Source organism: Arthrobacter sp. ISL-28, from assembly GCF_018613875.1.
Lineage (GTDB): Bacteria > Actinomycetota > Actinomycetes > Actinomycetales > Micrococcaceae > Arthrobacter.
Window position 1 is genome coordinate 93,632 of record NZ_JAGGPJ010000018.1, and the last position, 19,339, is coordinate 112,970.

The 19,339-nt window shown below is 65.8% G+C and carries 19 protein-coding genes; 9 read left to right on the forward strand and 10 right to left on the reverse strand.

Annotated features, from left to right (window positions below; translation table 11 throughout):
- Window positions 1-17: 17 nt before the first annotated feature.
- On the reverse strand, window positions 18-530 hold the full coding sequence (rraA, locus tag J7E80_RS14845) for a ribonuclease E activity regulator RraA (RefSeq protein ID WP_215052836.1): 513 nt from the start codon (window positions 528-530) through the stop codon (window positions 18-20).
- A gap of 162 nt (window positions 531-692) precedes the next feature.
- Between rraA and J7E80_RS14850 the strand changes: the two genes are divergently transcribed.
- From J7E80_RS14850 to J7E80_RS14875, 6 genes are all read left to right on the forward strand, one after another.
- A complete protein-coding gene (locus J7E80_RS14850) occupies window positions 693-1,994 on the forward strand; it encodes an MFS transporter (RefSeq protein WP_215052838.1) in 1,302 nt (433 codons plus the stop codon).
- Between the two features lie 137 nt (window positions 1,995-2,131).
- Window positions 2,132-2,731, forward strand: a complete 600-nt coding sequence (locus J7E80_RS14855) for a TetR/AcrR family transcriptional regulator (protein WP_215052875.1) — start codon at window positions 2,132-2,134, stop codon at window positions 2,729-2,731.
- Between the two features lie 288 nt (window positions 2,732-3,019).
- Window positions 3,020-4,222, forward strand: coding sequence for an NADP-dependent malic enzyme (locus J7E80_RS14860; protein WP_215052840.1), 1,203 nt, complete (start codon window positions 3,020-3,022; stop codon window positions 4,220-4,222).
- A gap of 219 nt (window positions 4,223-4,441) precedes the next feature.
- Window positions 4,442-4,945, forward strand: coding sequence for a DUF456 domain-containing protein (locus tag J7E80_RS14865; protein ID WP_215052842.1), 504 nt, complete (start codon window positions 4,442-4,444; stop codon window positions 4,943-4,945).
- A 26-nt stretch (window positions 4,946-4,971) separates the two neighbouring features.
- Window positions 4,972-5,934 carry a lipopolysaccharide assembly protein LapB gene (locus tag J7E80_RS14870; RefSeq protein ID WP_215052843.1) on the forward strand — a complete coding sequence of 321 codons (963 nt, stop codon included), beginning with the start codon at window positions 4,972-4,974 and terminating at the stop codon, window positions 5,932-5,934.
- Window positions 5,935-5,995: 61 nt separating this feature from the next.
- Window positions 5,996-6,355, forward strand: coding sequence for a nuclear transport factor 2 family protein (locus tag J7E80_RS14875; RefSeq protein ID WP_215052845.1), 360 nt, complete (start codon window positions 5,996-5,998; stop codon window positions 6,353-6,355).
- Window positions 6,356-6,409: 54 nt separating this feature from the next.
- On the opposite strand, the gene J7E80_RS14880 is transcribed toward J7E80_RS14875, so the two are convergent.
- The gene (locus tag J7E80_RS14880) at window positions 6,410-7,057 is read right to left on the reverse strand and encodes a LysE family translocator (protein WP_215052847.1); all 648 of its coding nucleotides are present in this window, start codon (window positions 7,055-7,057) and stop codon (window positions 6,410-6,412) included.
- Between the two features lie 104 nt (window positions 7,058-7,161).
- Here J7E80_RS14880 and J7E80_RS14885 point away from each other — a divergent pair, with 104 nt between their 5' ends.
- Window positions 7,162-7,617 (forward strand): Lrp/AsnC family transcriptional regulator, encoded by a 456-nt coding sequence (locus J7E80_RS14885; protein ID WP_215052849.1) that lies wholly within the window; start codon window positions 7,162-7,164, stop codon window positions 7,615-7,617.
- Window positions 7,618-7,686: 69 nt separating this feature from the next.
- Here J7E80_RS14885 and J7E80_RS14890 read toward each other — a convergent pair whose 3' ends face one another.
- Window positions 7,687-10,410: an FG-GAP-like repeat-containing protein gene (locus tag J7E80_RS14890; protein WP_215052851.1), complete on the reverse strand. Its 2,724-nt coding sequence runs from the start codon at window positions 10,408-10,410 to the stop codon at window positions 7,687-7,689.
- A 184-nt stretch (window positions 10,411-10,594) separates the two neighbouring features.
- On the reverse strand, window positions 10,595-11,053 hold the full coding sequence (locus J7E80_RS14895) for an Lrp/AsnC family transcriptional regulator (RefSeq protein WP_251036922.1): 459 nt from the start codon (window positions 11,051-11,053) through the stop codon (window positions 10,595-10,597).
- A 368-nt stretch (window positions 11,054-11,421) separates the two neighbouring features.
- On the opposite strand from J7E80_RS14895, the gene gluQRS reads away from it, so the two are divergent.
- Together gluQRS and J7E80_RS14905 are read left to right on the forward strand one after the other, a co-directional pair.
- Complete coding sequence (gene gluQRS, locus J7E80_RS14900) at window positions 11,422-12,303, forward strand: tRNA glutamyl-Q(34) synthetase GluQRS (RefSeq protein ID WP_215052855.1); 882 nt, start codon at window positions 11,422-11,424, stop codon at window positions 12,301-12,303.
- Between the two features lie 26 nt (window positions 12,304-12,329).
- The gene (locus J7E80_RS14905; RefSeq protein WP_251036907.1) at window positions 12,330-13,028 is read left to right on the forward strand and encodes a phosphohydrolase; all 699 of its coding nucleotides are present in this window, start codon (window positions 12,330-12,332) and stop codon (window positions 13,026-13,028) included.
- 16 nt (window positions 13,029-13,044) lie between these two features.
- On the opposite strand, the gene J7E80_RS14910 is transcribed toward J7E80_RS14905, so the two are convergent.
- The 6 genes from J7E80_RS14910 to J7E80_RS14935 all read right to left on the reverse strand — a co-directional run bounded on the left by J7E80_RS14910 (window position 13,045) and on the right by J7E80_RS14935 (window position 19,274).
- Window positions 13,045-13,665 carry a hypothetical protein gene (locus tag J7E80_RS14910; protein WP_215052857.1) on the reverse strand — a complete coding sequence of 207 codons (621 nt, stop codon included), beginning with the start codon at window positions 13,663-13,665 and terminating at the stop codon, window positions 13,045-13,047.
- 95 nt (window positions 13,666-13,760) lie between these two features.
- A complete protein-coding gene (locus J7E80_RS14915) occupies window positions 13,761-15,077 on the reverse strand; it encodes an ATP-binding protein (RefSeq protein ID WP_215052859.1) in 1,317 nt (438 codons plus the stop codon).
- 161 nt (window positions 15,078-15,238) lie between these two features.
- Entirely contained in the window at window positions 15,239-15,691 is a 453-nt protein-coding gene (locus tag J7E80_RS14920; RefSeq protein ID WP_311380846.1) for a universal stress protein, read from the reverse strand.
- Complete coding sequence (locus J7E80_RS14925; RefSeq protein WP_215052861.1) at window positions 15,688-17,082, reverse strand: rhodanese-like domain-containing protein; 1,395 nt, start codon at window positions 17,080-17,082, stop codon at window positions 15,688-15,690. The genes J7E80_RS14920 and J7E80_RS14925 overlap by 4 nt, the downstream gene beginning before the upstream one ends.
- Before the next feature lie 224 nt (window positions 17,083-17,306).
- On the reverse strand, window positions 17,307-17,555 hold the full coding sequence (locus J7E80_RS14930; RefSeq protein WP_215052862.1) for an SCO4226 family nickel-binding protein: 249 nt from the start codon (window positions 17,553-17,555) through the stop codon (window positions 17,307-17,309).
- Between the two features lie 177 nt (window positions 17,556-17,732).
- Window positions 17,733-19,274: an amino acid permease gene (locus J7E80_RS14935; RefSeq protein ID WP_215052864.1), complete on the reverse strand. Its 1,542-nt coding sequence runs from the start codon at window positions 19,272-19,274 to the stop codon at window positions 17,733-17,735.
- Window positions 19,275-19,339 lie beyond the last annotated feature (65 nt).

Here is a 19,339-nt window from a genome sequence, read left to right on the forward strand (position 1 = left end):
CTTCACCAGCGCACCTTTCACCGCTCGATGAGGATGCCATCCGGGTCGCACCAGATGGTCGCACCCGTGCGGATGGTCACCCCGTCGATCAGCAGGTCCACGTCGGTCTCCCCGGCGCCGGCCTTCGCGCTCTTGCGCGGATTGCTGCCCAGGGCCTTGACGCCGAGCGGCAGTTCCGCGATCGCCTCACGGTCGCGGATGGCCCCGTTAATTACGACGCCGGCCCAGCCGTTCGCCACGGCGCTCGCCGCGATCATGTCCCCCATGAGTGCTGTGCGGAGCGAGCCGCTGCCGTCCACCACGAGCACGGCGCCGTTGCCCGGGGACGCCAGGGTGGACTTCACGAGCGCGTTGTCCTCAAAGCACCGGATGGTCCGGACAGGACCGCTGAAATGGGAGTGGCCCCCGAGCGACTGAAACTGCAGGGCGATAGAGGCCAGTTCCTCACCCCGTTCGTCGTAGAGATCGGCGGTGTTGACGACCGCGGCAGTCTGGTTAGCCGGGGAATTGCCGGCAGGGGAAGCGGTCATTGGTTCTCCTAAGCGCGTCTGACTGGCTCGGTACGAGCGATCACGGGGTGGTTCAACGCCCAGTAACCGCGTTGAACTTGGCGTCGAATGATTCCGCGTCGCTCTTGGCTCCCACGATAGTCTGAATGCACACGATCAAAAGCGTTCCAGGGGGAGCCTGCCATGAGTCTGTCTGACATTCCCGGTGCAGTTCCCGATCCCGCGTTGGTGGGGGCGCGATCAGCCACGGCGTTCGCCGAACCCACCGTCCGGGTCAGGCCCCTGTGGACCACGGGCGTCGTGCTGGTCAATGTTGGCATCAACGCGGCGTTCTTCGGCCCCATCCAGGTCCTCCTTGGCCAGCAGGCCGAGCATTTCGACCCCGGCCAGAAGGAAGCCATTCTCGCCTTGGTAACCGGTGCCGGTGCGGCGGTATCGCTCGTGGCCAACCCTCTTTTCGGCGCGTTCAGTGACAGAACCACCTCCCGCTTCGGCCGCCGGGTGCCGTGGGTCCTCATTGGGGCACTCCTGGGCGCCGCCGCACTCATAGCTCTGGCCGGGGCACCGAATGTGGCCTTCATGACCCTGCTCTGGTGCCTCGTGCAGGCGGGCTGCAACGGCGCCTACGCCGCCATCACCGCAGCCATTCCCGACCGGGTCCCCGTACCCCAGCGGGCCACCGTGGGAGGCCTCGCCGCCATGGGCCAGACGGTCGGCATCCTCATCGGCGCGGTGATTGCCGCCGTCGTCAGTGGGAACTTCGCGCTGGGCTACCTTGTCTGCGCCGCTGCCCTGGTGGCCGGCGTGGTGATGTACCTGTTCAGGAGCGACGATGCTCCGCTCCCGGCCGAAGCCAGGCCGCAGCTGAACTGGGCTGACTTCCTGCTCGGCTTCATCCGGCCGCTGGGCCACTCCGACTTCGCCTGGGCATGGATCACGCGGCTGCTCGTCAACGTCGGCAACCACATGGTCACGCTGTACCTGCTGTTCTTCCTCGCCGACGCCGTGCACCTGAAGGAAACCGCCGGGCTTGAGCCGGCCTTCGGCGTGCTCGTGCTGACCGGGCTCTACGCCGTGTTCGTCATTATTACCAGCATCATCGGCGGCCGTCTCAGCGACCGCACGGGCAAGCGCAAGCCCCTGGTCATCGCGTCCTCCGCGATCATCGCGCTGGCGTCCCTGATCCTCGCCTTTGCTCCCACCTGGACCGGCGGCATCATCGGCGCCAGCGTCCTGGGCATCGGCTTCGGCGCCTACCTCGCGGTGGACTTCGCCCTCATCACCCAGGTGCTGCCCAGCGCCGGGGACCGGGCGAAGGACCTGGGTGTGATCAACATCGCCAACTCCTTGCCCCAGGTCATCGCCCCGGCACTGGCCTGGCCTTTCGTCACGCTCTGGGGCGGCTACGTCTCGCTCTATGTAGCCGCGGCGGTGATCGGCCTGCTGGGCGCTGTGTTCGTGGTCAAGATCAAGGGCGTTGACTGACTGTAGTGCTGCTGGCCTGCTCCGGAGACTAGAGGGGAGGCGAAAGACCAGTGGCGTATAGTTGACTCCGAATTGCGGGCAGGACCGGGATGGGGCCTCTCCTCGCTGCCGCAGGAATCTCAACCCCCGGACTGATGATGCTTGAATTTAATCCAGATCTTCCGCCCATGGCCGCCCCTCCGTCCCTGCCCCGGCAGCAGGCCCGCTACGCCCGCATCCTCGATGTGGCAGCCGCCTTCGCGCGCAAGGGCCTCCAGTCCGTCACCCTGTCCGAGGTCGCGGCCAAGGCCAACGTCCCACTCGGAACGCTCTACCGCTACTTCCCCTCCAGCACGCACCTAATGCTTGCCCTTTACCGGCACCAGCTGAGTGAACTCAAAGTGGGGAGCTGGCCGGGGGCCGGAACGGTGCGTATCCACGCCCTGTCCGGTGTGGTGATGGAAATCTTCCACATGCGCGTCATGCAACCCGCTGTGGAGCAGTGCCTCAGCAAGGGCGTATATATCGCTGACCGTGACACCACGGCGCTGCTGCGCGAGATCGACGCCCTGTCCGAGCGGGCCGTGACCGCTGCCAGCGGCGACACCGCCATCTCCCGGGTGCTGCTTCTGACGGTCAGTGGTCTAGTCCAGTCGCTCCGCTGTCGACGTTTATCGCTGTTCGAGGCGGAAGAAGACCTCAAGAAGGCATGCTCCCTGCTGGTTCCCAAGCCCCGCACTATGCGGCATACCGCGTAACTGGCCTAGACCACTGACGGTTTTTAAGGCCGATTTCGGTGAACTCGGGCACATGACGATCCGAGAAAACGTTTTCTCTTGTCAAGTTGCGCCGTCCGCGGCAACGGAGGTGCTCCCAGAATGTTTACCATTGCAGGACCGGAGTCGCTAGCAACCCGTACCCGCGGGCTTTATGACGGACCCGCCACCCTTTGGGCCGTCAGAGAAGCGCGCACCTGACCATCTTGAGCCTCCAATGCTTGAGCCATACTGTGCCGTACGCCCACGGCTAGCCCAGGAGACAACGACGTGTCCATTGAAACGATCGTCCCCACCGACAACACCGCCGCCGAAGCTCTGACGGAGCAGGAAATTTTTGCAGCGCACGAGGGCGGCAAGCTCTCGATTTCCAGCACAGTCCCCCTGGTCAACAAGCGCGATCTTTCCATCGCCTACACGCCGGGCGTCGCCGAGGTCAGCCGCGCCATCCACGCTGATCCGAAACTCGCCAAGACGCACACCTGGGCCGAGCGCCTGGTAGTCGTGGTCAGCGACGGAACCGCTGTGCTTGGCCTCGGCAACATCGGTCCCAGCGCCTCCCTTCCGGTCATGGAAGGCAAGTCCGCCCTCTTCAAGGCGTTCGGCGAGCTGGACTCCATTCCGCTGGTCCTGAACACTACGGACGTTGACGAAATCGTGGAAACGCTCGTCCGCCTGCGCCCCAGCTTTGGCGCGGTCAACCTCGAAGATGTCTCGGCCCCGCGCTGCTTCGAGCTGGAAGAAAAGCTTATCGAAGCCCTCGACTGCCCCGTCATGCACGATGACCAGCACGGCACCGCCGTCGTGGTCCTCGCGGCACTGACCGGCGCCGCGAAGGTCACCGGCCGCGAGCTCGAAGGTCTCCGCGTGGTGGTGTCCGGCGCCGGAGCCGCAGGCATCGCCGTCGCTGAAATCCTGCTCACGGCAGGCATCAAGGACGTCGTGCTGCTGGACTCCCGCGGCATCATCAACGCCGAGCGTGCGGACATCGCCGCCGACCCCGCCAGCAAGAAATTCCAGATGGCTCAGCGCAGCAACCCCCGCGGCATCGCCGGCGGCCCCGGTGAAGCCCTGCTCGGCGCGGACGTCTTCATCGGCGTCTCCTCCTCCAAGCTGGACGAAGAGCACCTGAAGCTGATGAACCACAGCTCCATCGTGTTCGCGCTGTCCAACCCGGACCCCGAAGTTCTGCCGGAAGTTGCCGTCAAGTACGCGGCCGTCGTGGCCACGGGCCGCAGCGACTTCCCCAACCAGATCAACAACGTCCTGGCTTTCCCGGGGATCTTCCGCGGCGCGCTCGACGCCGGTGCCCGCCGCATCACCCCGGCCATGAAGCTGGCGGCCGCCCGGGCCATCGCCGGGCTGGCGGAGGAGAACCTGTCCGCAGACTACATCGTGCCCAGCCCTCTGGACCCGCGCGTTGCACCGGCCGTCACTGCAGCCGTGGCCGCAGCGGCTGCCGACGCAGTCTGAGGAAGACCCGCCTCTGACCCGTCGCTGTTCAACTGCCATCGGTCAGCGGCGGCTGAGAACGGCTGACTGAAAGTCCGACGGCGGCGCCTCCCATGCTGGGGAGGCGCCGCCGTCGTTCTCGGTTAAGGCGTCCGTCTCGTACGGGACGCCCGCAAAGGCTGCCAGCCTGCCGGACCTGAGCCTGCCGGACGCTGGCCTGCCCGAGCCTAGACTGGGGGAATGAACGCCCAGACTGTTGTGACCGTCCTCTGCGGCCTGGCCATTCTTGTTGGCGTGGCCGGCACCGTCATTCCCGTGCTGCCTGGCAGCTTCTTGATCGGGCTGAGCCTCCTCGCCTGGGCCATCTGGGGCGGGGAAGGGACCATCGGCTGGGTGGTTTTCAGCATAGGCATGGTGTTCGTGCTGGCTGGCATGGCCGCCAGTGCCGTGCTGGCCGGACGCAAGCTCAGGGAGCACCGGATCCCCAACCGGAGCGTCGTGGCGGGCGTCGTGCTGGGTGTCGTGGGCATGTTCGTCATTCCCGTGGTGGGGCTGTTCGTGGGCTTCGCCGCCGGGCTGCTGCTTAGCGAGGTCCAGCGGACGCACAACTTCCGCACCGCGCTGACTACCAGTTGGGCCGCGCTCAAGGCCACCGGGCTTGGCATCCTCGTGGAATTCGGCCTCGCCTGCCTCGCCGCCAGCACATGGGTGATCGGCGTGTGGGTGGGCGCGGCTTCGGGCTAGATTCGCGGGGCTACTAGCATGGAGGAATGACCGCCGGGCAGATTCCAGGACCGATCTACCGCGACACCCGCGACCTGACTCCATTTGGCCCCGGCCTGGTCCGGACGCCCGTGCGTGAAATCGCCGACGGCGTCGGCGGGATTATCCACGGGGTGCTGGGCGGCAGGGATGCGGCCCTGATCAGCGTGGACGGCAGCGTCCCAAGGCTCAAGCGACTCACCGGCAAGGCAGCAAAGGCAGTATATGACGCAATCTTCACGAGCACCGACCCCAACCGGCTGGTTGCCGTCGGCCGCGAATACCCCGGCTGGGCCGGCCTCTGCTGGGTGATAGCCGGGCTGCTCGCCCACAAACAGGGCGGCTACCTGCGCGCCGTGGAGCTGCTCCAGCGCGGCCTCAGCACCAAGAACGACGACGAAGCGAACCAGTTCGCTGCCAGTTACCTCACGCGGGTGGTCACCCGGGTGGAGGTCGCCGAACGGGTGGAGGTGCCCGTGCTGTTCAGCGAGGAGTCGGTGTTTCTGGCGCTGTCGCAGTCTCTGCGGGAGACGGGCCAGACGGAAGCTGCGCTGGAGGCGCTGGCCATGCTGCCGCCGTCGTTGCCGACCGCCCTGGCACGGTGCGCGCTGGCCTACACCCTCGGACGGGACCAGGAGGTTGTGGTCTGGACGGAGGGGCTGCTCAACGCTGACGACCTCTCCGCTGCCCTGCTGCTGGTCCGGGGGCGCTCGCTCCGCCGCCTCGGGGCCCATGATCATGCGCAGCGGGCGCTGAAGGAGGTCCTGCGGCGGCGGAGAACCAGCATGGCCCTGCGCAATGATGCCCTGACCGACCGCGCCCTGCTGGCGCTGGATAACGGCCGCCGATCCCTGAACCCGCGCGACTGGCTGCGCCGGCGCGCCGAGTTGGAAACCTTCGAGGTCATCCGTAAGGACGTCGCGGAACGCAGGCTCTGGGAGCAGGAGTGGAAGAAGCTGGACGGGGACTGACGCCGCGCCTGCTGGCTGGCGGCCTCTTGTGGGCCGCTGGCCACCGGGGTAGAACGGACAAATGACTGACGCAATCAGGCAGTGGATGGAAAAGTACATCGCCGCGTGGGAAACGAATGAGCCGGAAGACATCCAGGCTCTCTTCACCGAGGACGCCGTCTACGCCACCCGGCCCTACGACCCCGACGCCTGGCGCGGCCGGGAGCAGATCGTGGATCGGTGGATCGCCTCCGCGGATGAGCCCGAAGACTGGAGGTTCGAGTGGTCCGTGCTTGGAACCGACGGTGACCTCGCTTTCGTGCAGGGACGCACTACCTATCTCGATGACCGGCCCAGCTACGAAAATCTCTGGGTGATCCGGCTTGGCCCGGACGGGCGGGCAACGGCGTTCACCGAGTGGTTTATGGAGCGCAAGACCTGAAAGCTGCTTGGCGTGCCCGCGTGCTTGGCGTCCAGGGCTAGGCGTGCCCCCGTGCTAGGCGTGTGCCGCCGCGAGGGGGAGAAGCTGCTCTGCGAGCAGGATGGCGCCGAGGCCTACCATGATGATGCCGCTGGCCAGGGTTACCCGGCGGGCTGCATCGGGCCTGGACTGCAGCAGCTTACGGGACAGTAGCGCCACGCAGGTATAGACGACGGCGGCCAGGAGCACGAACGTCAGGCCCAGCAGTCCCGACTGAACCGGCACGGGCAGCGGCGCCTCCGGGCTGACGAACTGGGGCACCAGGGCTACGTAGAACAGCAGGCCCTTGGGATTGATCCCGCTGGTCCCCATCCCCTGGAGGAAGGTCCGGAACTGGTTCTGCCCGGGATGTCCGACGCCGGCGGCTGGGGTGAAGCTCGCGCCCCGCCAGGACCTGATGGTCGCCGTTCCAAGCCAGAGCAGGTAGCCGGCCCCGGCCACGGTCAGCCACTCCAGCACGCCCGGCATTCCCGCCAGCATCGCCGCCAGCCCGGCGACCATGAGCACGGTGTGAAGGACATAACCGCTGCACAGGCCCGCCACCGCCGGCACGAAGCTCCGGCGGCCCAGCCCCGCGGTAATGGAGTACGCCCAGTCCACGCCAGGGGTGCACGCCAGCGCGATAGCAACGGCCACGAAGGCTAGGAAAAGCTGAACATTCATGGCGGACTCCTCGTCGATGGGCTATGCGAGAAGCCTAGGAGATTTGCCGCCATAAGTGTTCCCTGATTTCGCGCGGCACTCGCAGCTCGGGGTAAGATTTTTGCGTGATCGACAATATTGATAGAAATATTTTGCGCCACCTGAAAGAGGACGGGCGGATGACTGCCACGGCCCTCGCTGCAAAGGTCGGCCTGACCGTGGCGCCGTGCCACCGCCGGCTCCGTGACCTTGAGGCTTCAGGAGTGATCCGCGGGTATAAGGCGGATATTGACCCGGGCGCCGTCGGGCTTGGCTTTGAGGCGATCGTCTTCGTGACTCTGCGGCAGGTGGACCAGTCAACGATGGAAATTTTCGAGAACCGCGTGGCCGGGAACCCTAACATCGTTGAGGCCCAGCGGTTGTTTGGCTCCCCGGACTACCTGCTCAAGGTGATCGCCGCGGACCTGCCGTCGTACCAGCGCTTCTACGACAGCGAGCTGACGGTGCTGCCCGGCGTCGAACGGCTGACCTCAACGCTCGTCATGAAGAACCTGAAGTCCAATGCAGGGCCGCCGCTCTAGCGGACTTAAACTGATCCGGCCGCGGAAGGGATTCTTCCGCGGCCGGATCAGTTGTTCGTGCCCCAGGAACTAGCGGGGATTGAGGGCGACGTTCTGGAAGGCCCCGGTTCCCGTGCCGGTGTACAGCCACAGCTTGCCATCAGCTGTTACCGCTATGACATTGGGGTTCGCTGTTCCGCCGAAGCGGCCTACGCTCGCAAACGATTCCTGGTCGGTCCATCCGGTGGCAAGCTGCCTGCGGGACAGGAAGCCAGACGTTCCGTTGCCGGGGTAGAGCCACAGCTCGCCGGCTTCGGTCCGTGCCATGATGTCGGCCTTTCCGTCACCGTTGAAGTCGTTCGCAGCAATCACCTTGTCAAAGATGCCCCATCCCGATCCGATCTGCTTTCTGTTCTGGAAGCCGCCGGTTCCGTTGCCCGGGTAGAGCCAGAGCTTGCCGTCCGCCGTCATGCCGATGATGTCGTTGCGGCCGTCGCCGGAGAAGTCCCCCGGTGCCAGCATCTGCGTGAAAATGCCCCAGCCGTTGCCAATCGCCTTCCGCGTCTGGAAGTTGCCCTTTCCATCCGTCGGGTACAGCCAGAGCGATCCGTCCGCTGTACGCGCTACGATGTCCGGTCCGCCGGCGCCGTTGAAGTTGCCGGCGGAGAGCACCTGGTCAAAGGTCTGCCAGCCAGCACTCCCGACCTGCCGTGCTGCACGGAACCCGCCGGACCCGTTGCCCGGATAGAGGATCAGGGCGCCCTGAGCCGAGATCGCCAGGATGTCAGGCTTGCCGTCGCCGTCGAAGTCGCCGGCCTCCCAGACCTGGCTGAACGAGCCCCAGCCGTTTCCGATGGCGAGTTTTGAGGCGAAGCCCGTCCCGCTGCCGGGGTAGGACGTCAGTGAGCCGGAGGTGCTGGCCGCCAGGACGTCGGTGGTCCCGTCGGACGTGAAGTCCTGGCCGCCAATCAGGTCCGAGACATTGCTCCACCCAGTGGCAAGGGTCCGTGCTGCCCCGAAGCCGCCGGTTCCATTGCCGGGGTAGAGGTAAACGGTCCCGCCGCTGGTGCGCGCCAGGAGGCCGGACGTGCTGCCGCCGAGTTCGCCGGCAGGGGCAAGGGAGGCGAAGCCCTGCCACTCTGACCCAACCTGCTTGGCCGACAGGAAGCCGCCCGTGCCGTTGCCGGGATAGAGCCACAATGCCCCGTCGCTGCGGACGCCGAACAGATCCGTGTGCCCGTCGCCGTCGAAATCTCCCGCGGGAACAATGCGCTTGAAGATGTACCAGCCGGAGCCGATCTCTGCCCGTGTCAGGAAGCCGCCGGTACCGTTGCCGGGGTAAAGCCACAGCCCGCCGTCGGAGGTGCGGGCGATAAGGTCGGTCAGCCCGTCTCCGTTGAAGTCGCCATTGCCGAAGACGGAGTTGAAGGCGTTCCAGCTGGACCCGATTCTGACCGGGGCCGCGATCTTGTTGCCGGGCTGGCCGGCGTGCAGGAGCAGCGATCCCTCGGATTCCCGCGAGATCATGTCCGCGCGGCCATCGCCGTTGAAGTCACCCGCTGAGAACTGGATCTTTGTCCTCGTGCCTGGATCAGCGTTGATCGTCACGGTGGCGGACGTGGCGGACACGGAATTGACGGTGACGCGGGTGCCCGCGTGGGTCACAAAAGTCTGTCCGGCCTGCCAGGCATGGTTGGTTGCGTACGTACCGGTGAACGGCCGCGTCGAGGGCATGAGGATCAGCGAGGACGCAGGGGTGGCGCCGCCGCGCTGGACGATTTTGACGCCCCGGTTTCCTGCATAGTCACTGCTCAGGTAGTTGTCGTAGCCCACAGGCTGGCGCAACTCGAGGTAATAGACCTCCCTGCTCACCGGGTCCGTGAACTTCAGGGCGCGGTTTGGAGCGGTTCCGCCCCAAGGCAGGAGGGTGTAGGTCTTGATGCCCGTGGCCACACCGATGTTCTGCACTTCAGTGCCCTGTCCCAGCCCGCGCGCTTCCCAGGTGGGCGAGCTGATGACCGGCATGGTGAAGTTGGACATGCCCATGAGGTCCGTGCTGTCGCCGTATTCGCGGATGGAGCAGGTCGCATCCTGGAACTGCCCTGTGCTCGTTGTGCCCACATCCGAAACGCCGCTGCCGCACTGCAAAGAGTCAGCATGCATGGCGCCCAGTACGTGTCCGAACTCGTGCGCCATCACCGGGTTAGTGAAGCCGCTGATTTTTGGCATCAGGACCCGGCCGCTGTTGCCGCTGCTGCTGTAGGTGACGCCGAGGGCCCAGCCTCCCAGTCTCTCCGTCGGGATGAAGATCACCAGCGCTTTGTTGGTGCTGTAGGACCACTTCAATTCAGCCGTGATCGTGTTAATCACGTCCCAGTACGGCTCCGTGGACTTGGCCTTGGATACATGGCCAACCTTCGTCAATTCCGGATTCACCGTCATGGAGACGCGGCCGCCCGACATCGCCTTCCAATAGTTGCTGGTGGCGGCTACTGCACGTTTCCCTGCTTCAATGTCGACGATGCTGGTACCCGTGTCGGCAAGCTTGGCGGTGACCAATTTGACTTCGATGGGGGCGCTCGCCAGAGCCTCTGTTTCAAGGGCCAGCCCCTCCGGCGGACCATCCATCGGGACGCCAGGCGCCGATTCATACGAGTGGTGCTCGAAGTCTTCGATGGATTCCACCGTCGGTGCGGCGCCGTCCGCGGCGGGATCCGAGGCGGCGAATGAGGGGTGCGCCGGCAGGGAAACCAGTCCGACGGCGAGGACCAGCAGCCCGGTCGCTGTGGTGATTGAACGGGAGAAAGAGCGCATGGAGTTCCTTATTGAGACCGAACCCTGGCGGAGACCCTGGGATGGAGGTGCATTCGCTGCCGGTGATGACAGCTGCAAGCAAATGCTGAATCAGGCTACAGCCGGCACCGCAGGACAACCGGCAGAATAGCCGCAGTTTTCGCCAATGATTTGCGCAGGAACGGCGTGGCCTACCGGGGTGCCGTCAGCCACCGAGTAATCCGGTGGTCCGATAGGGGATGACTTCGCGCAGGAACATGCTCGTGGACGTCCGGACTATTCCCGGGCACAGCCGGATCTCCTCGGAAACCCGATATAGGTCGTCCGGGCTGGTGGCCACTACACGGATCAGCAGGTCGGTATCACCGGCGGGTGCATGGCACTCCAACACTTCCGGAATTTCCCGGAGGGCAGCGATTGCCTCGTTGAGGTGGCTCTGGTCCAGTTCAGCGCTGACTGCGGCCGCCACTCCCCGGCCAAGCGCGGCGGGAAGCACCCGGCTGCTGTTCGGACGGAGAGCCCCGGATGCCGTCATCCGCTCCAGTCGCGACTGCACCGTGCCCCGCGCCAGGCCAAGGCGCTGCGCGAGCACCATGATGGGCAGCCTCGGATCGTCGTCGAGCGCGGCGAGGATTCGCCGGTCCGTAGCATCAAGCTGCTGCAATCTGATCACTCCCTGTCCATCCGATGCAGCCCGGTTGATCAGATTGATCATCGCCCGGATCGCTCGTTGCGCCTACTGTATTGCTTCTGCTCGAATAGTGGCAACAAGGCAACGGCTACCGCCCGACCCGCCAGGCTACAGGCCCCCCGGCACACCACCCGGTCCCTGAACAAGGCTTCCCGCAAGGACGCCGCCCGCTGATTGACACTTGTTCACGCATCGTCTTTCCGCAGCATTGCCCAGGTTCCGAGCGGATGAGTTCCAAGCCCGCAGCCGGCACGGCAAGAGCCCCTGAGCCACCGAGTCCCGAATTCATCGGGTGCACTGTGGCTGAGGGGCTCTTGTGGTGTTCGGCATAGGCTGGAGGCATGAGCAGCGCCGGCCGTTTCGCCCCCAGCCCGTCCGGTGAATTGCATGTCGGCAACCTGCGGACGGCAATGCTCGCCTGGCTGTTCGCCCGCTCCACCGGCCGGCGGTTCCTGCTTCGGGTCGAGGACCTGGACCGTGCCCGCGCCGGAGCCGAGGCGAAGCAGCTCCGCGATCTGGCGGCAATAGGCGTGAGCTGGGACGGCGCCGTCGTGCGCCAGACCGACCGTGAGCCGCTGTACACGGCGGCGATCGCGTTGCTGGCGTCGTCGGGACTGACCTATGAATGCTTCTGTACGCGCCGGGAGATCCAGGAGGCGCCGTCCGCGCCCCACGCCCCGCAGGGCGCCTATCCGGGGACCTGCCGGAAGCTTTCGACGGCGGAACGTGAGTTCAAGCGGTCAGTGCGCCCGGCCGCCATCCGCCTCCGGTCCTCCGTGACTGAGTGGTCCGTGGAGGATGCCCTTCACGGCACCTTTACAGGCGTGGTGGACGATTTCGTGCTGCGCCGCAACGACGGCGTGACAGCGTACAACCTGGCAGTGGTGGTGGATGATGCCGAGCAGGGCATAGATCAGGTGGTCCGCGGTGACGACCTCCTGCCGTCCACGCCCAGGCAGGCATATCTCGCCTCGCTTCTCAATATTCCCGCACCGGAATATGCCCACGTGCCGCTCGTGCTTAACGCCGACGGCGCGCGGCTCGCAAAGCGGGACGGTGCTGTCACCCTGGCGGACCTCTCCGCCGCCGGGATTCCTCCGGATGCGGTCTGCCGGATCATCCTGGAGTCGCTGAACTTGCCGGCCGCCTCCTTGGCGGGCGCGCTGCCGGAGTTCGATCCCGCTGCCCTCCCGCGCGAACCATGGGTCTGGCAGGGAGAGTAGTTGGTGGCGGTGGGTACGCTGAGGGTATGCCAGAACAAGGATTGCCCGACGCACGATTCCCCGAAGCACGATTCACCGTAGAGACCGCCAAGGTCCTCGCCGAAGTGGCGCACAACCGCCAGAAGGACAAGCTCAAGCGCCCGTACCGCGAGCATGTGATTGCTGTGGGTGATGCCCTCGCCGACTTCGACGACGACATCCGCATCGCCGGCTACCTCCACGACATTGCGGAGGACACGCCCATGACGCGGCAGGCCCTGCTCGATATGGGCGTCTCCGAGCGCGCCGTAGGGATCATCGAGCGAGTGACGAAGCGGCTCCACGATGACCCGGACGACTACCAGGCTGGCATCCGCTTCATCGCCGAGGACCACGACGCCACCCTCGTGAAGATCGCCGACAACGCTCACAACTCGCTCCCGGAGCGCGTACAGGCGCTGGCCGAAAAGTGGCCGGACAAGCCGCCGGTCACCCGGTACGCCAAGGCCCGGCCGGTGCTGTACGCCGCCGTCCCCGAGGATGAAGTGCGGAAGATCCTTCAGCGGATCAACCCGTGGCTGATCGAAGAACTGGACGACATGCTTGATGAAGCGGACCAGACGGACTATGAGACGCTGTCCTATGAGACCGTTCCGGTGGTCGAGCCGATCGCCCCGCAGGCTGAGCCCACTGCGCCCGCCGAGCCCACTGCGCCGGCCGAGCCTGCCGAGACCAGGAAGGACTAAGGCCCTCCGGCTGGTGTCAGTGTCGTAGCAGGGGACTCCGTGCCCGCCACAGCAGACCGATGTACGCCAGGTCGAAGACACTGCAGAGCGCCCCGATGCCAAGGATCAGCGGCGAGTTCCCGTACCAGCCGAACACGATGGTGGGTGCGAGCGTGCCGATCCACTTCGCCACGGCAATCACCAAGGACTGTCCCCTGGGACCGCCGCGGCCCACGAACATGGCGATGAACAGTCCGGACATCAGCAGGTTCTGCAGGAATGCTGCGTATTTCGCGGCGTCGTCCCAGCCGAACTCCACGATGAAAAGCCACTGCACCGCGAAGGCCGTCACGCCGAGCAACACGGCCCACCCGATGAACAGCTTCCGTGTGACCCGCGGCGGAAGTTCAGATCTGCCGAACGTGAAGAACGTGTACATTACTACAGCGTCAGCCAGCGCCCACAGGATGTTGAAGAAGCCCTGCGCGGAAATCCCCGTAACAGCTGACCGCGAGCCATACAGGACCTCCCAGGCGAAGTTCAGCGCCAGGGCCGCAGCTGGCATGGCATAACTCCGGTCCCTGAACCCGATCCGGATGGCCTCCACATACGCCACGGACCAGGCCAGCCCGCTCACAATCGTCAGGAACAGGATCACGGCTTCCTCCTTCCTGTCGCCGTTTCGACGGTTCCCTGCCAATACGACGGAAGCGCACGTCTAGGGTGCAGGGAACCGTCGAAATGGCGGGGGCGCTACACCCGGCCGAGGGCGTCGATGTCCTCGAGGAACTGCTCGTGGACCTCCTGGCTCACCGTGGTGCGCGTCTCGGCGATGGCGTCGAGGTAGTCCTCCGTGGCGGGACCCTTCCGGACCGCAGCGCGAACGGAAACGGCGCCCCCCGAAGCCAGCCCGCCGTCGTCGTACACTGCTTTTTCCAGCGCACGCTGGGAGGCGCTGCGGGCCGCATACTCGATGTCCGCGGGGGAGAAGCCCTCTGTGCGGTCGACGAGGAGCTCAATGTCCACGTCGTCCACCACGGGGGCGGGGATGAAGCGCTGCCACATGGCTTCACGGGCCTGGCGGTCGGGCAGGCCGATGGGGATGACGTAGTCGAAGCGGCCGTGGCGGAGGAAAGCCGTGTCCAGCGCCCGGATGAAGTTGGTGGCGCAGACCAGCAGGCGGCCGGGCTGTTCGCGGAAGGCCGGGATGATTTTGAGCAGCTCGTTCGTGACGCCCTGCAGCGGCGACGGCGGCTCGCCCGAGCGCTGGGACGCGATCTCCTCCACCTCGTCGATGAAGACCACGGCGTGTTCCAGCTCGGAGATCTCCAGGAATGTTTCGCGCAGCGCTCCGGCGAGGCCCTTGGGGTCGGAGGCGAGCCGGGAGGGGAAGACCTCCACGAACGGCCACTCCAGCCGGGACGCGATCGCCTTTGCGAAGGTGGTCTTGCCGGTGCCCGGAGGACCGAACAGCACGACGGCGCGAGGCGGCACCACCCCGTATTCATCGGCGAGGTCGGCCTCGGCAAGGGGGAGCACCAGGCGCCGCTCCAGCAGTTCCTTCTCCCGCCGCATGCCGGCCACGTTCTCCCACAGATCCCGTGCCAGGACCCGCCCGCCGAGCAGGCTGAGCGGCTCCAGCTCCTGGCGCTGGACGGGAATGGTCCGCTCGAAGTAGCGCAGGTTCTTCTTCAGCGCGAAGCCCCGGCTCAGGAACGCCTCCACCCGGGTTTCCGCCTCCGGCATGAGGGCCGACAGCTTGTTCAGCCCGTGCGGCGCCATCCGCTTTTCGACGGCGGCCAGCAGCGAGGTACCGATCCCGCGGCCGCGGTACTCGGGGAGGGTGGCCAGGAAGACGATCCAGCCCTGGTCATGGGCGGCCCGTCCGACGGCGGCGCCCACCACCTGGTCGCCCTGCACGGCCACGACGGCGTGGTCCTTTTCGCACGATGCCAGCACTTCGGAGAGTGCGTAAACGGGTTCCACATTCGTGGCTTTGAGCGACTCCCACAGGTGCAGAATGCCGTCCAGGTCCGCTGAGTGAAAGTCCCTGATCCGCCAGTTGGTCATGAAGTTTCTCCTGTATGGTGCGTCGTTGAGCCAGGACCGAGGTGCTCTGCTGAGCATAAGTGATGGTGCAGCCGCAGGGGTTGCGGTCGCGTTGCATTACGTCAGGCCAATCTCCAGATCTAAGGCGTGGACGTGTCCTGGTCCTTGGACTTGGACCCCCGCTAGAGATGGTGTGTGCGGTGGCTGCCGTCCGAGTGCACCACGAGGACCGGGCAGTCAGCATGCGACACACAGGCTGAACTGACCGATCCCAGGTGCATGCCGAGAAAGCCGCCGTGGCCGCGCCGCCCGACAACCAACAGGGCGGCGCCGGCGCCGGTTTCCACGAGTTTGGACGCTGCGGGGCCGCGGACCAGGTCCTGGCTCAGGCCCTCGGGTGCCTCTGGTCCGAACGCCTTGGTGAGCGCTTCGGCGAGGTTCTTCGCTGCGGCCTCCTCGAAGGCCGCAAAGTCCGGGGGAATGTAGCCGGCATACATCTGCGGGAAGTCCCAGCATGCAACAACGTGGATCCGGGCGTCCAGGGCCGGTGCCAACCGGGCCGCAAGCCGCAGCGCCTGGATCGAAGATTCCGAGCCGTCGACGCCGACGACTACTTTGCCTTCCGTGTCCATCATTCTTCTCCTTTGACATCGGGATCCCTGACCTGGCCCTGCCGGGACATGGGGACACCCGCCGCTGCGGCCTCGCGGAACCGGGCGTCTATCTGCACCACGTCCCGCCCGGCGCGCTGCAACAGGCTGGCTGCGACCCCCGCACGGTATCCGGAAGCGCAGTGCACCCAGATCCTGCCGCCCGGAAGGTCATCGAGGCGCCCCAGCAGTTCGTGCAGCGGCACGTTCACCGCTCCCGCCACGTGGGAGGCGGCAAACTCGTCCGCGCGCCGTACGTCGAGCACGGTCTCCTCGGCCAGCTTGTCATGCACGACGGCGGCCCAGCCGGCCCGCGGGTACGACGCCACGGGGACCCCGGGAGCCAGCGCCGACGGGTCTGTCCCGACCGCAGCGTCCGGCCGGTCGATGCCGATCCTCGAGAGGTCCCGGATGGCATTCTGCAGGTCCTCCCTGCTGCCGACCAGCGTCAGCTTCTCGCCCCACGGAAGGACCCAGCCCAGGTAGGAGCTGAAGCTCGAGCCCGAGCCGTATTCGAAGCTGACGGTTCCCCGCAGGTGGTTGCTGGCGAAGGCCATGCGCCGCCGGAGATCCACGACCCATTCGCCCTTGGCCAGTCGGTCCGTCAGTTCCGCGGGCTCGAGTGATTCCGGCAGAGTCAAATCAGCGGGCTCCGGGCCGGTGAGGTTTATCGGGGCCATGTGTGCGTAGTAAGACGGAAAGGCCGCAAGGTTGGCCATGAGCTCAGCGACGAAGTGTTCGGGATCAGGATCGGTCAGCGCATGGTTGCTGGCGAGCTGCTCGCCGATGGTTGAGGCGCCGGCGCCGGTGGAGGGCCCGGCCGAGCAGAACGAACCGAAACCGTGCGTCGGGAAGAGCCCGGCCTCGGGTAATGCCTCCTCGGCGAGCCGGCGGACCGAGGTGTACTGGTCCCGGGTCAGGCCGTCCGTGGCTGCGGGGCCTAGGAGATCGGTCCGTCCCACCGAGCCGTAGAGCAGGCTCCCGCCCGAGAACACTGCCTGGTCCCCGTCGTCGGACGTGACGATATAGGACAGGTGGGTGTGCGTATGGCCGGGAGTGGCCACGGCCCGGAGGGAGAGCCTGCCGATCTGCACGGTCTCGCCGTCCGCGATCGGCTCCCGTTCAAAGGCCACGGAATCCGCCGCGTTGACCAGGTACTTGGCATCGTGGGCGCGGGCCAGGATCAGACCGCCGGTGAGGTAGTCGTTGTGGACGTGGGTTTCGGCAACGTGGGTAATGCGCACGCCGGCGGTGCGCGCGGCTTCCTCAACGCGGTCAGTGTCCCGCTGGGCATCGATTACAAGTGCCACGCTGCCGTCGTGGACCAGATAGCTTCGGTCCCCGAGCTGCGGGGTCTCAATGACAACAACGTCCATGAGCCGGTCCTTCGACGGTCGGGGCGGCGCCGGCCGATCGCCCGCCGTGCCCCGTGCCTCAATCGTAGGCCGTTCGCCGGAGTCAGCGCGTGAAATCCCGCAGCTTCTGTACCGCTTTGCCCGGCCACATGGAGGCACCGGGCCCGGAATCGCGGACCCGGTGCGTCGTGGACCGGTCGAAAGCGGTGCAGAAATGCCCGGCCTACGATGCCAGACCGACTATTTCAGACCGAGAGGGGAACCGGGTGAACCTCGTCTGCAGGGTGACCGGTGCGCTCGTGGATGCGCCTGACTGCATCGGCCGAAGGAGCCTCGGACAGGCAGTAGACAACCCCAGCGTCGGGATCAGCCCACGCACTCTTAAAATTGACGTTTTCCTCATTCTGAATGGCAAGGTCGGCCTCGTGGGCAGCCTTAAGATCTTCCCTGGTCAGTCCCTTCATATTGTGATGGACATCCATGTATTCCGGCATGGTAACCCTCCCTTATCTGGTTTGATGGGCGGACGATGAGTCCCGGATGCGGCTGAGAATAGACCTGCACTTATCGACCGTCAAGAGGAGTTAACAACGACGGCGGCACGTCGGGTTCCGTGGAAACAGAACCTGACGTACCGCCGTCTGCGCTTAATCGGCGCCTAACCGGATGGGCTAGATACGGTCAGCCGCGCCGGGCGCGGGGAGGTTGGCGACCACCGGGGACATGCCGGTGAAACCGTCGCGGGCTTCGGCGATCTCGTGGATCTGCTTACGGCACGCGTACCAGCCGCCCACCATCAGCCCACAGGCCACCAGCGTCACGAGCAGCGTCAGCGGGGAGTCGATGAAGACCATGACCAGCACGCCCACGAGGAACAGCAGCGAGAGGTAGCCGGTGTAGGGGGCGCCGAACATCCGGAAGGAGGGGCGCTTCAGCCAGCCCTTGTCCGCCCATCGCTTCAGCTGCATCTGGCACAGCACGATGGTGGCCCACGTGACGATGATGCCCACAGAGGCGACGTTCAGCACGATCTCAAAGGCCTGGGAGGGGACGAGGTAGTTCAGCGGGACGCCGAGCAGCGAGACGCCCGCGGTGATGGCAATGCCGCCGTAGGGGACGCCTGCCTTGTTCATGCGCTGGGCGAACTTCGGGGCGGAGCCGGCCACAGACATGGAGCGCAGGATGCGGCCGGTGGAGTAGAGGCCCGCGTTGAGCGAGGACAGCGCTGCGGTGAGGACCACGAGGTTCATGATGACGTCCACGCCCTGGATGCCGATGGAGCCGAAGAACGTCACGAAGGGGCTGACGCCCTTTTCGTAGGAGGTGAAGGGCAGGAGCAGCGCCAGCAGGATGACGGAGCCGACGTAGAAGACGGCGATGCGGAAGACCACGGAGTTGATGGCCTTGGGCATGATCTTCTCGGGGCTCTCGGTCTCGCCTGCGGCGGTGCCCACGAGCTCGATCGAGGCGTAGGCGAACAGGACGCCCTGCATCAGGATGATCATCGGCAGCAGGCCGTTCGGGAAGATGCCGCCGTTGTCGGTGATGAGGCTGAAGCCGACTTCCTGGCCGCCCACCGGGGTGCCGAAGATGACGAAGTAGGTGCCGACCACGAGGAATGCCACTAGCGCGGCGACCTTGATGAGCGCGAACCAGAACTCCATCTCGCCGAAGACCTTGACCGAAACGAGGTTCAGGCACAGCACAACAACCAGGGCGATCAGGGCCCAGGCCCACTGCGGCACATCGGCCATCCAAGGGACGTATTTGCCGAAGAAGTTCATGTAGAGGGCGGCCGCGGTGATGTCCACGATGGTGGTGGTGGCCCAGTTGATCCAGTAGAACCAGCCGGAGATGAAGGCTGCCTTCTCGCCATAGAATTCACGGGCGTAGGACACGAACGAGCCCGACGACGGCCGGTGCAGCACGAGTTCGCCGAGCGCCCGCAGGATGAGGAAGGCGAAGAAGCCGCAGACGGCGTACGCGATGACCAGGGACGGGCCTGCGGCGTTGAGCCGGCCGCCCGCGCCGAGGAATAGGCCGGTGCCGATGGCCCCGCCGATCGCGATCATCTGGATCTGCCGGGGCTTCAGGCTCTTGTGGTAGCCCTTATCTTCGGCGTGGAGAAGCGTTTCGGTGGCATGCGCTTGGGCCGGGACGGTGTGGTCCGTGATGGCCGCCTGGGTCGCGTTGCCCTGCTGGGGGTTGGACATGGGGGATCCTTTGGTTTCCGGTTGGGGACGGGAAGGCGGTTATTTGCTGAGGTTTGCCAGGCGTT